This is a genomic window from Sulfitobacter sp. HI0027 (genome assembly GCF_001634775.1).
In the GTDB taxonomy this organism is placed as follows: Bacteria; Pseudomonadota; Alphaproteobacteria; order Rhodobacterales; family Rhodobacteraceae; genus Sulfitobacter.
In genome coordinates this window covers 12,783-26,558 of the sequence record NZ_LWER01000448.1, presented here as the reverse complement: position 1 = coordinate 26,558, position 13,776 = coordinate 12,783, and the positions used below count along the sequence as shown (strand labels likewise).

The following is a 13,776-nucleotide window of genomic DNA, read 5'->3' as shown; positions in this document are numbered from 1 at the left end:
ATCCCCGTGAAATCCCTGCGCCAATTTTTCGTATTTTTGCTGGTTCTCATTGCTGGTCTTTACATGATGTTGACCTTCGTCCCCGCCTCCCGCCCCTATGTGGCTGAGACGGGTCTGCTCGATCTTTTGGGGATCGAGGTCGCATCGCAAGAGCCGGGGTCGTCAGGCCGCGGTTGGGGTGGCGGCGGGCCATCGCTGGTTGTCACGGCAGCGGTCAGCCAAGAGACCTTGGCCGACCGGATCACCGCCATCGGCGACGGGCACGCGCGCCGCTCGGTCACGCTGCGCTCCAACGCCGTCGGGGTCATCACCGATCTCAACCTGCCCGCCGGACAGTTGATCGAGGCGGGCACCGTGGTCGCCCTGCTTGAGAATGAGGCCGAGCAGATTGCCCTGAAACAAGCCGAATTGCAGCTTGAAAACGCCCGGACCGAGCAAGACCGGGTGAAGCGGTTGCAAAATACCGGTGCCGTCAGCGAAGTGCGCCTACGCGAGACGGAATTGGCCCTGCAAAGCGCTGAACTTGCGCTCAGCCAAGCGCAGTTCGATCTGTCGCAACGCCGCATCCTCGCGCCGATCTCGGGCTGGGTGGGGATCACCGACATCGAAGAAGGCGACCGGGTGAGTGCGCAGGATCAACTGGCCACCATCACCGACCGCAGCGAGATCCTGATCGATTTCCGCGTGCCCGAGCGGGTGGTGGGCAAGCTGGACCTTGGCAAAGAAATCACGGTCACCCCGCTTGGGATGCGTGATTTGACGCTGACGGGCGAGGTCAGCGCCATCGACAGCGTGATCGACCGCGCCAGCCGCACGCTTTTGGTCCAAGGCCGGGTGCCGAACGCAGACGACCAGTTGCGCGCGGGCATGGCCTTTTCGGTCAGCCTTACCTTTGTCGGCGACCCTTTCTTGGCGATCCCGCCGCTCGCGGTGCAATGGTCCTCGGACGGGCCATTTGTCTGGGCGGTGCGGGAGGGCAAGGCGCATCAAATCGCGGTCGAAATCGCGCAGCGCAACAGCAATTCCGTTCTTGTCCTGTCGGAGGGCCTGACCGCCGAAGATGTGGTGGTGACCGAAGGCGTGCAAACCCTGCGCGAAGGTGGAGAGGTGCGCGAGACAAACCGCTCGGGCCGTGCTCAATCGGGTGCCGCCATTTCTGAAAAGACAACCCTATGAGCGCCCCGCCCTCTGATGAAGGCGCCCCGCCGCCTGCCACCGCGTCGGGCACAGCGCTTTTCGTACGGCGGCCTATCCTCGCCTTTGTGCTGAACGCGCTGATCGTGCTGGCGGGGATTGCCGCGCTTTTTGGCGCCGAGGTGCGTGAGCTTCCCAATGTCGACCGGCCCGTCGTTACCGTCACCACGACATTCTCGGGCGCGTCCCCGGAATCCGTGGATCAGGAATTGACCGGTCGGATCGAAGGGGCCGTAGGCCGCGTCTCGGGTGTGCGGGCGATTTCTTCAAACTCCCGCTTTGGGCGCAGCCGGGTCACGCTTGAGTTCAACGACAGCACCGATATCGACGTGGCTGCCACCGATGTGCGCGACGCGGTGGCGCGGATCGTGAACCAACTGCCCGAGGGCGCCGAGCAGCCGCAGATCGTCAAAGCCGACGCCAACGCCCAGCCGGTGATGCGTATCGCCGTGACCTCCATGGGCCGCTCGCCCGAAGAATTGACCAAACTGGTGCAGGACCGCGTCGAAGACCGGCTGATCTCGGTCAACGGGGTGGCGGATTTGCAGGTCTATGGCGACCGCGAACCGTTTTTCCGCGTCGATATTGATCAGTTGGAACTGGCCAGCCGGGGCCTGACCTTGGGCGACATCCAGCGCGCCTTGGCCGATGTCGCCTATGACGCGCCTGCGGGTGATCTGGCCGGGGACCGGCAGTCGATCAACGTGCGCACCACCGCCAGTGTCGCGACCACGCAGGCCTTTGAGGCGATGGAGATCAAAGAGAATGTCCGGCTCGGCGATGTGGCCACCGTGACGCTCGGCCCCGCCGATGGTGAGACGATCCTGCGGGCCAATGGGCAGTTGGGTCTGGGCATCGGCATCATCCGACAGGCGACCTCGAACACGCTTGAGATTTCGCGCGATGTGCGCGCCGTGGTGGCAGAGTTGAACGAGACGTTGCCCCAAGACGTGCGGATTTTCGTGACCTCGGATGATGCGACCTTTATCTCTGGCTCGATCCGCGAGGTGCTGTCGACGCTGGCCTTTGCCGTGGGCATCGTGGTGGCGGTGATCTTTATCTTCCTGCGCGATTTCCGCGCCACGCTGATCCCGGCGCTGACCCTACCCGTGGCGCTGATCGGCACTTTGGCGGCGATCTATCTGGTCGGGTTTTCGATCAACATCCTGACTCTTTTGGCACTGGTTCTGGCCACTGGCATGGTCGTGGATGATGCGATTGTGGTGCTAGAGAACATCGTGCGCCAGCGGGCGGCGGGGATGGGGCCACGGGCGGCGGCGGTGCTGGGCAGTTCGCAGGTGTTCTTTGCCGTGGTCACCACCACGGCCACGCTGGCGGCGGTCTTTATCCCGCTGTCGTTCCTGCCCGGTCAGGCGGGCGGGCTGTTTCGGGAGTTTGGCTTTACCCTCGCCATTGCGGTGATGCTGTCCTCGGTGGTGGCGCTGAGCCTTTGTCCGGTGCTGGCCAGCCGTCTGCTGACCAAACCCGCGGCGGAGAACCCACGCGGCCCTGTCGTGGCGCTTGGCAATGCGTTGTTTCGGCTCTACGCCGCGACCCTCAAAGGGGCGCTGGCGATGCCCTATGTCGTGGTACTGATCGCCGCCTTCGTCGCGTTGACGGCAGTGCTGGTGGCGGGCGAAATTCGCCAAGAGTTAACCCCGCGCGAAGATCGCGCCGTGGCGCTGCTCAGCGTGTCGGCTCCGCAGGGCGTCTCGCTTGATTATACCCAAGCCAAGATGCGCGAGATTGAAGACCTGATCACCCCACTGCAAGAGGCGGGCGAGGTGACGAACATCTTCTCCATCACCGGGTTTGGCGCGGATAATCGCGGGTTCATGGTCTTCACCCTTGCCGGTTGGGAAGACCGCGCGCGCAGCCAAGATGAGATCGTGGGGCAGATCAACGGCAAGCTGCGCGGCATCGTCGGCGTGCGGGCTTTTGCGATCCAGCCCAACTCCCTCGGTATTCGCGGCGCGGGGCGGGGGCTGTCTTTCGCGATCACGGGCAACAATTATGAGCAACTGTCGCAGGTCGCGCAGGCCATGGTGGACCGGCTGAGCACTGACCCCGCGATGGGCCAAGTGCGGCTGGAATATGAGCGCACGCAACCGCAGCTTTTCGTGCAGATCGACCGGACGCTCGCGGCTGATTTGGGCGTCGACATCACCGGGCTGGGCCAAGCCTTGCAAGCCATGCTCGACGGGCGCGAGGTGGCATCGGTCTTTATCGACGACACCAGCTACGGCGTGCAGATGTTGTCGACCTCGGACCCGGTGAACGACCCGCGCGACCTTGAGAACGTCTTTGTCCAATCGGGCAACGGACAGATGATTTCGCTGGCCAGTTTTGTCACCCTCGAAGAGCGCGCCGTCGCCCCTGAGTTGGACCGGGAGGGGCAGAACCGCTCGGTCGAGATTTCCGCCGGGCTGACGCCGGGCCTGTCGCTGGGCGATGCGTTGGAACAAGTGCGCGCGGTCGGACAAGAGGTGTTGGACGACGAAAACCTGATCGTGCCATTGGCCGAGGCCGCGGCGTTGGATCAAACCAGTTCCGGGCTGTTCGTGACCTTCGGCTTTGCGATCCTTGTGGTTTTCCTTGTCCTCGCTGCGCAGTTCGAGAGTTTCGTCTCTGCCATCGTGGTGATGGCCACGGTGCCATTGGGCCTTGCCTGCGCGATTTTCGCGCTGCTGATGACGGGGCAAAGTCTGAACGTCTATAGCCAGATCGGGCTGGTCATGCTAATCGGGATCATGGCCAAGAACGGGATTTTGATTGTCGAATTCGCCAACCAGCTGCGCGATCAGGGGGCGGATATTCACGATGCGATCTTCGGGGCCTCTACCATCCGTCTGCGCCCGGTGATGATGACGATGACCTCGACCGTGCTGGGGGGCGTGCCGCTGATCCTGTCCTCGGGCGCGGGGGCCGAGGCGCGCGAGGCGCTCGGCTGGGTCATTGTCGGCGGCTTGGGCATGGCCACGCTTTCGACGCTCTATCTCACGCCCGTCGCCTATTTCTTGCTGGCACGTTTCACCACGCCCAAAGCCGCCGAAGAAGCCCGCCTTCAGGCCGAATTGTCCGAAGCGCAATTGGTCTGAGCGGCCGTTGCCGCCGATATTTCTGCGCCCATGCAACTTCCCACCGCACTGGGCGTTTAGCCATGTAGGATCGAACCGAAAGGGACAGACACGTGCGTGGCGATTTGGATTTAGCGAAGGCGGACCAGCAGCATCCGACTGACGCGGCAACGCGCCAGAGCCTGTTTACCGATAAGTCCACATGGCGCGTTGCACGGGCCGAGCGTTTTGGCCTTGTGGTCGATGCGGCGGATTACTTCCGTGTCTTGCGCAAAATCTTTCTCGGCGCGCGGCAGCAGTTGATGCTGATCGGCTGGGATTTCGACTTTGAGCTTGAGATGCTGCCGGGCGAGAGCGATGAGGACGGCAATGCGCCGGACGGCTATCCCAACCAACTCGGCGCCTTTGTAGAGGCGGTGGTTGAGCGGACGCCGGAGTTGCATGTCTACCTGCTGAAATGGAACGGGGCCGTGCTGGCTGCGCCGGGGCGGCTGGTGCCCTCACTGGCGCTGAGCCTGTTTGGCGGTGACCGGATCCATTTCGCTTTGGACGGGCATCACCCCTTTGGCGCCTGCCACCACCAAAAGATCGTCGTGGCCGATGATGCCTTGGCCTTTTGCGGCGGCATCGACGCGACCGAAGACCGCTGGGACACGCCCGATCACCTGCCGCATGATCCACGCCGGGTGCGCAAAGACGGCTCTCCCTCCGACCCATGGCACGATGCCACCTCGGCGATGTCCGGCCCTGCCGCTGCGGCCTTGGGCGAACTGTCGCGCCGGCGTTGGTTGCGAGCCACAGGGGATGAGATCGCGCAGCCCAAGGGCGCGCCGAAGTTTGAATGGCCCAACGACCTGCCGGTGGATGCCGAAGACATTGATGTGGGGATCGCCCGAACCGAGCCGCCCTTCGACGAAGAGCCGCTGATCAATGAGATCGAACAACTCTACCTCACCGGGATCAGATCGGCCCGCGACTATATCTATATTGAATCGCAGTACCTCGCTGCAGACTCGGTCTGTGATGCGCTCAAAGCGCGTTTGGCCGAAGAGGGCGGGCCCGAGATCGTTATCATCAACCCGCGCGATGCGGAATCGCAGCTGGAAGATGACGCCATGCATGTCCTGCGTGAACGTCTGGTCGAAGACTTAAAACGGGCGGATCACCAAAACCGCTTCCGCATCTATTTCCCCGTCACCGACGAGGGGGAACCGATTTATGTGCATGCGAAGATCATGATCATCGACGACCATCTTCTGCGTCTCGGCTCCAGCAACCTCAACAACCGCTCCATGGGGTTTGACACCGAATGCGACGTGGCGATCGAGCGCCCCGCGCAGGTGATCGAAGGGTTCAGGACCCGCCTCATCGCCGAGCACTTGGGCCTGCCGCCCGCCCGTGTGGCCGAGGTGATGGCCGAAAAGGGGTCGATGATCGGAGCAATTGAAACCCTGAACCGCAAGAAAGGTCGCGGCCTGCGTGCCGTGTTCCGGGGCAGCGAGACGGTTGTCGGCGGCTTTCTGGCAAACACCCGGCTGCTTGACCCGCGCTATCATCCCGGAGAGGGCACCACGACCGGGCGCGGCATTCGCCCGCGTCACATGGCGTTGATCGCAGGGGGGCTGGGCCTTGCGTGGCTGGCATGGCGCAAATGGGGCCGCCGCGATCCTGAGGTCTAAGGTCTGGGCTCGGCGGCAGGTGCCGCGAAACGCGCGCTATCTTGCACAGGGTTGCGCTCGGCCGGTGCCGCTGGCGCGGTGAGCACGCGCCGCGATGTTTCGGCAGTCCAAGCGATCCCATAGAGGGCCGCCGTTCCCACCGCAGGCAGCACCCATGGCATCCAAGCTGCCTCGGGCCGTGCCATCATCAACGCCTGACAGACCAGTGCGAGCACCGTGCCACTGGCAAAGATCAACAGCCCATGCCGACCAATCAGCCGGAAGGGGCGCGCCATCTGGTGACCAGAGAGGCGGGTCACGCTTGGCAATTGCGACAGAAAATACCCCAAAGCCAGAATATGGATGAACCGCGGGGCGGAGAGATAGGTCTTGTCATGGGAGGTGATGTTGAAGGGAACCCCGGCTTCGCGCAGGTGATGCATCTGTAGGTTCAGGAATTTGCCCAAGCCCGGCACATAGCGCCATGCCAGCACCCCTAGCAACACCGCGACGGACAGCCAAAACAGCGCTTTCGACGCGGGAAAGAACCGATAGCCCTGCCGTTGGCTGAGCCCAACCAGCAGGCCGCAGACAAAGATTGCCTGCCACGCAAAAGGGTTAAAGAACCAGCCGCCCGGATTGGGGTAGTTCGGCAGGTTCAGTCGGAGAACGCCGGTCAGCAGCCAAAGGGTCAGCGACAGCGCCAAAAGCAGCCGCGGCCAGCGCAGCCCCAGCATGATCGCCGCAGGGGCACAGACCAGCAGAACCGAATAGGCAGGCAGGATGTTCACATAGCCAAACTGATGCGTCAAAAGCGGTATCCCGATCAGGGATTGGGTCGGGTTTTGAAAGACCTGCCGCATGTTGATCTTGGTCAGAAACTCGGCCTCTGTCGTGATCTGGAAAGCGGCGGCAAAGATGCCCAAAGCCGCGGCCGAAAGCATGATCTGCACGAGATAAAGCGACCATGCCCGCTTCCACAGGGGGGCGACCGCGCGCCAGAGGCCATGCCGCAGGCGGTCTCTCTCAATGAACCGGGGCGTATAGGCCAAGCCCGCTGCGATGCCCGACATCAAAAAGAACGCCTCTGCAGCGTCGGCAAAGCCTAGGTTGCGGATGGTCAGAGCTTCATAGGGGTTGCCGGGGACGTGGTTGATGAAAATCATCACCAACGCCAGACCGCGAAACACATCGATGCGCGGGTCGCGGGCAGGTTTGGCCGTGGGGGCAGAGCCGAGCGATCTCGCCGCAAGCGACAGCCCGGTGCTAGGCTGGGGCATGGGTCAGATCCGCCGCTTTGGGTTTCGCCATCAGATGTTCGTCATTCCACGTCAGCCGCCAGACATCGCAGATACTGTCGTATTCCGCGACGACATCCAGCGGTGCCGCATCCTCCGGCACGGCAAAGAGCGTGCGAGGCAGGGGGCGGGAGGTCCATGCAATTAGCAGCGGGGCCAGCAGCATCGGAACCGCCACGGGCAGCAGCCAGATCGTCAGGTCAGGTGCGACCCATTGCACCGCCGCGATGATCGCAGCGCCAATGAAAACGATCCACCGGCCCGCCGCCCAGCCATCCGCCAAGCTCAACCGGCCTTCGTTGCGTTGGTTGGCAGGCCAGCCCCCGTCTTGGCCCGAGAGCACCTGCAACACCGCGCGGCTGTGATAGAGCAGCATCAAGGGGGCCAAAAGCGTGGTCAGCACGATCTCGGTCAGAACCGAGAGCGACATGCGCAGGCTGTGGCCAAAGTCGCGTGCGCGTTTGGTCAGGGTCGCGTGCAGCAGGATCAGCAGCTTCGGCACCACCAGCAGACCCAAAACGCCCAAGGCCAGCAGCGTGATCTCGCGCGTGCTGGTGTCGGGGAAGACGGGGAAAAGCTGATAGGGGCCGGGGAAATACTCCGGCGGTGGCGCGTAAAGCGTGCTGATGGCCGAAGTGATCAGAAACGCCGCCCAGAGAAGAGAGACGACATAGGCGGTGACGTTCTGCAAAAAGACAAACCGGCTCCAACCCGCCAGCCCGGGGGCAAAGATCAGCCGCGCATGTTGCAGGTTGCCTTGGCACCAACGCCGCTCTCGCCGCGCAAAGGACAGGACATTCTCAGGGCCTTCTTCGAAAGAGCCGCCCAAGGTTTCGTCTACCTCAACCTTCCAACCGGCGCGAGCAAGCAACGCCGCCTCGACATAATCGTGGCTGAGGATATGCCCGCCCAAGGGCGGGGGGCCGGAAAGCTCGGGCAGCCCACAGCTTTCGGCGAAGGCGGGGACGCGAATGATTGCGTTATGGCCCCAGAACGGCCCCGTCGGGCCCTGCATACGGGCAAGGCCACGGGTGAAGATCGGGCCATGAAACCACGAGGCGAATTGCAGTGCCCGGCCAAAGAAAGACCGCGCGCCGATGATCTTGGGCAGGGTCTGTAGCAGCCCCAGTTGCGGATCGGCTTGCATCCGCGCGATCATGGCGCGGATCGTCTCGCCCTCCATCAGACTGTCGGCGTCAAGGATCACCGCAAGGTCATAGGCCCCGCCGGAGCTGCGAATGAACTCTTCGATATTGCCCGCCTTGCGGCCCGCATTGTCGCGCCGTCTGCGGTAGAAAATACGCCCTTGGCCATCTGTCTCGCGCAGCAATCGGGCAAAGGCGAATTGCTCTTTCCCGGCGAGTGCGTCATCGCGCGTGTCCGACAGAACGACGAAATCCGCCATCACACCGGCCCGGGTGACAGAACGGTCAATGGCGGCGATGCGGGCAAAAGTGGTCAGCGGGTCTTCGTTGCAGATGGGTACCGCGATCACGGTGCGCGGCTGCGGCGCGTCCAGCGCGGGGCGGGGAGGCGTTGGCCTGCCGCCGAAAAGCCCGATCAGCGCCAATGACGCCCCCCAAGCCAGCCAAGCCGTGGTCGCGAAAACGAGCAGGGCGCGGATGCCGTCCCACCCGCTGAACCCATCGCGCGCCGCCGCCTCGGCCAAAAGCATTGACGCAAGGGCCGCACAGCCAAGAGACAAAAAGACGGCGACCGCCCGTGCAAAACGGGTCGCCCCGTCCGCCGCAAGCTGCCTTTGCTGAAGTGTCATTGAACCTAGGCCTTGCGCCGCAGCAGGAACGCCCGCGCGACATCGGCCAGCCCGGCCAGCCCGGCCAGCCCGGCCAGATGGCCGCGCCGTTCCAAAGTCTGCCGTGGCATGGCAAGGGGGGCGGCGGGCGGCATCCAGGTCTCGGCCTCAACCGTCATTGCGGAGTAGGGGGTCGTCGCGTCTTGAAGGGTCATGCGTTGATCCATTGGTACACCCATGTCTCTGTAAGATTGCGGTCATATCCCGATAGAACTGCCTTGATCTCGACGATGGCGTCAGGCGCTGCACGTAGTTCCAGCACCAGCCGCCATTCGTCTCTGCCATCTACCCGGCTCAGGATCGCCTCGACGATTTCGCCGTTCTGCGCGCTGGCGATCGGCTCCAACTCTGCGTCGCTTGGCATATCGCTCAGCTGTCCGCCGGCAAAGTCGATGACGAATTTGCGGGTTTGCGTATCTGCCTCTACCCCCGCAACCCCGCCGTGGCCCGAACGCAGCCGCACCACGCGGCCAAGGGTCTGCGGGGTCGTGCCCGGTGGGTTCATCCCCCAGTGCATGCGGTAGTCATAAGCCAATTCATCCCCGGCACGGGTTTCGCCCTCGGGAATCCAATAGGCGACGATGTTGTCATTGCCCTCCAGATCGGAGGGGATTTCGACCAGTCGCACCGTGCCCTTGCCCCAGTCGCCCATGGGTTCGATCATCAGCGAGGGGCGCCGTTCGTAATGGGCCTGCGCATCGAGGTAATGCTCAAAGTCCCGGTTGCGCTGTGCCAGCCCGAAGGAGCGCGGGCTCTGCGCCCCGAAATAGGAACTCGCCAAACGCGGCGGATTGTTCAGCGGGCGGCAGAGGGTCGCATCCTTGCCCGCGTTCAGCACCAAGACTTCGCTGTCGTGGACTGAGGGGCGGAAATCGTCAAAGCTGCCCTTGTCCGCGCCATTGTGCAGGAACATCGAAGTCAGCGGCGCGATGCCAAGCTGCTTGATGTCTTTGCGCAGGAACAGCCGCATGGTGACCTCGACGGTGGTGTCGTCGCCCGGTGTGATCACGAACCTATAGGCGCCGGTCACCGACGGGCTGTCGAGTGCGGCATAGATCGTGGCGCTGCTATCGCCCGGTTCGGGGCGGCGCAGCCAGACCTCGCTGAAACGGGGGAACTCCTCGCCTTCGGGCAGGCCGGTGTTGACGGCAAGACCACGCGCGCTCAGTCCATAAAGCGTGTCTTTCCCCAGAGCGCGGAAATAGCTCGCGCCTTGGAAGACGATCAATTCGTCGAAAATATCGGCGCGGTTGAGTGGGGTGTGCAGACGGAAACCGGCAACGCCCGGCATCTCGGCATTGGGGGGGATCGACTTGGCAAGCGCCGTGTCGTCATACTCAAAATCCGCAGTGGTAAAGCTCATGGGCTCAACCGTCTCGCCCCGGACCTCGTTGATCTTCACCGCTTCTTTGAACAGCCAGCCGGGGTGGAAGGCGTGCAACCTAAAGGTAACGCCCTTTTCCTGCCAGCGCGCCTGTTCGGGTCGGAATCGAATCCGTTGGTAAGCGTCGTAATCAAGATCGGCGAGGAACCCTTTGACCGGCTTCGGAGCCGCATAGGACGACTGCGCCAAGTCCCGCATGTCATTGACCAGATTGTCGAATGTGAAGGAGGCGGCAGGCACCTCTTGCGCGCGACCGCGCAGCGGCATCAGCGCGGCGGCAAAGGACGCGGCTGAGAGGGTCAGAAACTGACGCCGCTCTAAGCCTTCGGTCCGCAATTTTTTCGATCGTGTAGTAGAAGAATTTGGCAAAACAATACCCCGAGAGACACGTTAAGAGTGTGCAATTTTTTCCCTATCTAATCCTTTCGGCGGCGCTGGAAACTTGATTCAGTAACTTTCAGCGGAATGCTGCAGAGCAGCGCGGAAAGTCGCCTATCCGGGCTTTGTTTGACTGGGTCTGCACAAAATTTTGCCCAGATTACCGTAGCATCGCCGCTTTTTTGTGACATTCGATCCTGTGAAGCGGCGCGGTCGGATGAGGCTTTGGGGCATGCCACGGCTCTCAACGCTCCAACCTCAGGCGGGGCCGGAGCGCGGGAGGGGGTCAAACTGCGTCGAGCCCGTTGGCCAACAGGCGCTCTAGGCTTTGCCTTTCCGCCTCCGTCAGGGGAATCCCCTTTGCGCGGGTTTCCGCGCGGGCCTTGAACCGGCGCTGCGAGGGCAGCCGCGCCCCTTGGCCCATGATCGCGGCAAAGAGCGTTTCCGCCCGCGCAAAGGGATCGCCGGGGCGGCCAGCGGCAAACTTTGCCGGGTCGAAGGCGATGATCAACTCACCATGCGCCGGCGCGAGGGTGAGAGAGCCCAAGGCGTCGCGCGCCTCTGGGCTGGTCAGGTCGCCGATCATCACCCCGGCGAGAAGTTCGATCATGGTGGAAATGGCGGATCCCTTATGTCCGCCAAAGGGCAGCATGGCCCCGGCAAGGGCGGCTTCGGGATCGGTTGTGGGCGCGCCGTCGGGCGCGACGGCCCAGCCTTCGGGCAGGGGCGTGCCCGCGCGGCGGTGAAGTTCGATCTCTCCTCGCGCGGCGACGCTGGTGGCGAAGTCGAAGACGTAAGGGTTGCCCTCTGCCCGTGGCCAGCCAAAGGCGAAAGGGTTGGTCCCCATCAAGGGGTCGGTGCCGCCCGACGGGGCCACGCTGGCATAGCTGGGGCACATCGCCATGGCGGCGAGGCCCATATCGGTCAACGTCTCAATCTCGGGCCAGAGGGCGGCGAAATGGGTGCAATCGTTGATCACCATGGCGGCGATCCCGGTCGTGCGGCAACGCTCTGCCAGCACCGGCGCGCCCGCGTCGAATGCAGCGTTGGAAAAGCCGCCGCCCGCATTTACGCGCACAATGGCGCTGTCATCTTGGTGCACCTGCGGCACCGCATCAGGCACCACTTTGCCCGCCTTGATCGTGCGCAGGCAGCCTTCGATCCGGTAGATGCCATGGGATTTGCAGGCATCGCCTTCGCCCGCAACGATCACCCGCGCGAGGGCGGCGGCATTCTGCGGCGACAGGCCCGCGCCTTGGAAAATCTGCATGACAATTCCGTTTAGGGCGTCGTGGGACAGGGTCGTATCGGTCATCTGGATCCTCGCAGGGCTTGGGTTGCAATCATGCATACATCATGTATTCAGTTGCGCAGAGACGCAAGCTGACACCGGGCCGCGGCCCGCATGAAAGGATAGACGATGGCCTTTACCCCCCATGGCAAACACCTGATCGCTGGCGAATGGATCGCCACCGACGACCGCTTTAGCTCTAGCCCTGCCCATGGGCCTGTGCATGACTTCTCGGTCGGGACGGTGGATTTGGTCGACCAAGCCTGCGAAGCTGCCGAAGCGGCGTTTTGGGACTTCGGCTATTCCAGCCGGGCCACCCGCGCCAAGTTTCTGAACGCCATCGCCGATGAGATCGACGCCCGCGGTGCCCAGATCACCGAGATCGGCAGCCAAGAAAGCGGCCTGCCCACAGCGCGTCTGGAAGGAGAGCGGGGCCGGACCGTTGGCCAGCTGCGCCTCTTTGCCGCGCATATCGAAAAGGGTGAGTATCTCGACCGCCGGTTTGATGGGGCGATGCCAGAGCGTCAGCCCGCCCCGCGCCCGGCGATCACCATGGTGCAACGCCCGATCGGCCCTGTCGCCGTCTTTGGCGCGTCGAACTTTCCGCTGGCATTCTCGGTTGCGGGTGGTGACACGGCGGCGGCGCTGGCGGCAGGCTGTCCGGTCGTGGTCAAAGGCCACTCCGCCCATCCCGGCACGGGGGAGATTGTTGCAGAAGCGATCCATGCGGCGGTTGAAAGCTGCGGCATACCGCGCGGGGTGTTTTCGCTGATCCAAGGCGGCAGCCGCGCGGTTGGTCAGGCCGTGGTGCAGCATCCGCGGATCAAGGCCGTGGGTTTCACCGGCTCTCTCGCCGGGGGCCGGGCGCTGTTCGATCTCTGCGCCGCGCGGCCCGAGCCGATCCCCTTCTTTGGCGAATTGGGCTCGGTCAACCCGATGTTCATGCTCCCCGCCGCGATGGAGGCACGGGCCGAGGAACTGGGCAAAGGCTGGGCCGCGTCCCTGACCATGGGCGCAGGCCAGTTCTGCACCAATCCGGGCATTGCCGTGGTGATCGACGGGGCAGGGGCAGACGCCTTCGTGAAAAGTGCCGCCACCGCACTGCAAGACGTGGCCCCGCAGGTCATGCTGACAGACGGTATTGCGGATGCCTATTGCGCAGGTCGGGACAAGTTCAAATCCGCGCCAAGCCTGCGCCAAGTACATGTGGCCGACAGCACTGGCCGCAACGCCGCCCCGGCCCTGTTCGAGACCACGGGCGCAGAGTTCAAAGCGAACCCGGCGCTGCATGAAGAGGTCTTTGGCCCGCTGGGGCTGGTGGTGCGGGTTGCTTCGCTGGAAGAGATGCGCGCACTGGCGGTTGAGCTGGATGGGCAGCTGACCATCACCCTACATATGAACGACGCGGATGTCGACGCCGCACGAGACCTCATGCCGGTGCTGGAACGCAAGGCGGGTCGCCTGTTGGCCAACGGTTTCCCGACAGGGGTCGAAGTGGTGGATTCTATGGTGCACGGCGGGCCATATCCGGCCAGCACCAACTTTGGCGCGACCAGCGTAGGTACCCTGTCGATCCGGCGTTTCCTGCGGCCTGTTTCCTATCAGAACCTGCCGGAGGCGCTTCTGCCCGAAGACGCGGCGAAGTGACACCAGACCGAGAAAGCCGGGCCGCGCGTCCGGCTT

The 13,776-nt window shown here is 63.5% G+C and carries 9 protein-coding genes; 4 read left to right on the top strand and 5 right to left on the bottom strand.

Features of this window, described 5'->3' with window-relative positions; all coding sequences use genetic code 11:
* The first annotated feature begins 6 nt into the window (after positions 1-6).
* The 3 genes from A3722_RS21425 to A3722_RS21415 all read left to right on the top strand — a co-directional run bounded on the left by A3722_RS21425 (position 7) and on the right by A3722_RS21415 (position 5,950).
* Complete coding sequence (locus tag A3722_RS21425) at positions 7-1,176, top strand: efflux RND transporter periplasmic adaptor subunit (RefSeq protein ID WP_067622747.1); 1,170 nt, start codon at positions 7-9, stop codon at positions 1,174-1,176.
* The gene (locus A3722_RS21420) at positions 1,173-4,292 is read left to right on the top strand and encodes an efflux RND transporter permease subunit (RefSeq protein WP_067622744.1); all 3,120 of its coding nucleotides are present in this window, start codon (positions 1,173-1,175) and stop codon (positions 4,290-4,292) included. The genes A3722_RS21425 and A3722_RS21420 overlap by 4 nt, the downstream gene beginning before the upstream one ends.
* A gap of 92 nt (positions 4,293-4,384) precedes the next feature.
* On the top strand, positions 4,385-5,950 hold the full coding sequence (locus tag A3722_RS21415) for a phospholipase D-like domain-containing protein (RefSeq protein WP_067622741.1): 1,566 nt from the start codon (positions 4,385-4,387) through the stop codon (positions 5,948-5,950).
* Here A3722_RS21415 and A3722_RS21410 read toward each other — a convergent pair.
* The 5 genes from A3722_RS21410 to A3722_RS21390 all read right to left on the bottom strand — a co-directional run bounded on the left by A3722_RS21410 (position 5,947) and on the right by A3722_RS21390 (position 12,117).
* A complete protein-coding gene (locus A3722_RS21410) occupies positions 5,947-7,209 on the bottom strand; it encodes an OpgC family protein (RefSeq protein WP_067622738.1) in 1,263 nt (420 codons plus the stop codon). The genes A3722_RS21415 and A3722_RS21410 overlap by 4 nt on opposite strands.
* Positions 7,196-9,001, bottom strand: a complete 1,806-nt coding sequence (gene mdoH, locus A3722_RS21405; RefSeq protein ID WP_067622735.1) for a glucans biosynthesis glucosyltransferase MdoH — start codon at positions 8,999-9,001, stop codon at positions 7,196-7,198. The genes A3722_RS21410 and mdoH overlap by 14 nt, the downstream gene beginning before the upstream one ends.
* Positions 9,002-9,006: 5 nt before the next feature.
* On the bottom strand, positions 9,007-9,195 hold the full coding sequence (locus A3722_RS21400) for a hypothetical protein (RefSeq protein ID WP_067628129.1): 189 nt from the start codon (positions 9,193-9,195) through the stop codon (positions 9,007-9,009).
* The gene (locus A3722_RS21395) at positions 9,192-10,691 is read right to left on the bottom strand and encodes a glucan biosynthesis protein (RefSeq protein ID WP_150120203.1); all 1,500 of its coding nucleotides are present in this window, start codon (positions 10,689-10,691) and stop codon (positions 9,192-9,194) included. The genes A3722_RS21400 and A3722_RS21395 overlap by 4 nt, the downstream gene beginning before the upstream one ends.
* Positions 10,692-11,088: 397 nt before the next feature.
* A complete protein-coding gene (locus A3722_RS21390) occupies positions 11,089-12,117 on the bottom strand; it encodes an Ldh family oxidoreductase (RefSeq protein WP_067916450.1) in 1,029 nt (342 codons plus the stop codon).
* 105 nt (positions 12,118-12,222) lie between these two features.
* Between A3722_RS21390 and A3722_RS21385 the strand changes: the two genes are divergently transcribed.
* Complete coding sequence (locus A3722_RS21385) at positions 12,223-13,740, top strand: aldehyde dehydrogenase (NADP(+)) (protein WP_067624954.1); 1,518 nt, start codon at positions 12,223-12,225, stop codon at positions 13,738-13,740.
* The last annotated feature ends 36 nt before the right edge of the window (positions 13,741-13,776 follow it).

What these genes read in the sequence shown, in the direction of transcription:
- A3722_RS21420 (WP_067622744.1), top strand. Translation starts at nt 1,173, where the DNA reads ATGAGCGCCCCGCCCTCTGATGAAGGCGCCCCGCCGCCTGCCACCGCG.
- A3722_RS21410 (WP_067622738.1), bottom strand. Translation starts at nt 7,209, where the DNA reads ATGCCCCAGCCTAGCACCGGGCTGTCGCTTGCGGCGAGATCGCTCGGC.
- mdoH (WP_067622735.1), bottom strand. Translation starts at nt 9,001, where the DNA reads ATGACACTTCAGCAAAGGCAGCTTGCGGCGGACGGGGCGACCCGTTTT.
- A3722_RS21400 (WP_067628129.1), bottom strand. Translation starts at nt 9,195, where the DNA reads ATGACCCTTCAAGACGCGACGACCCCCTACTCCGCAATGACGGTTGAG.
- A3722_RS21395 (WP_150120203.1), bottom strand. Translation starts at nt 10,691, where the DNA reads ATGCCGCTGCGCGGTCGCGCGCAAGAGGTGCCTGCCGCCTCCTTCACA.
- A3722_RS21390 (WP_067916450.1), bottom strand. Translation starts at nt 12,117, where the DNA reads ATGACCGATACGACCCTGTCCCACGACGCCCTAAACGGAATTGTCATG.
- A3722_RS21385 (WP_067624954.1), top strand. Translation starts at nt 12,223, where the DNA reads ATGGCCTTTACCCCCCATGGCAAACACCTGATCGCTGGCGAATGGATC.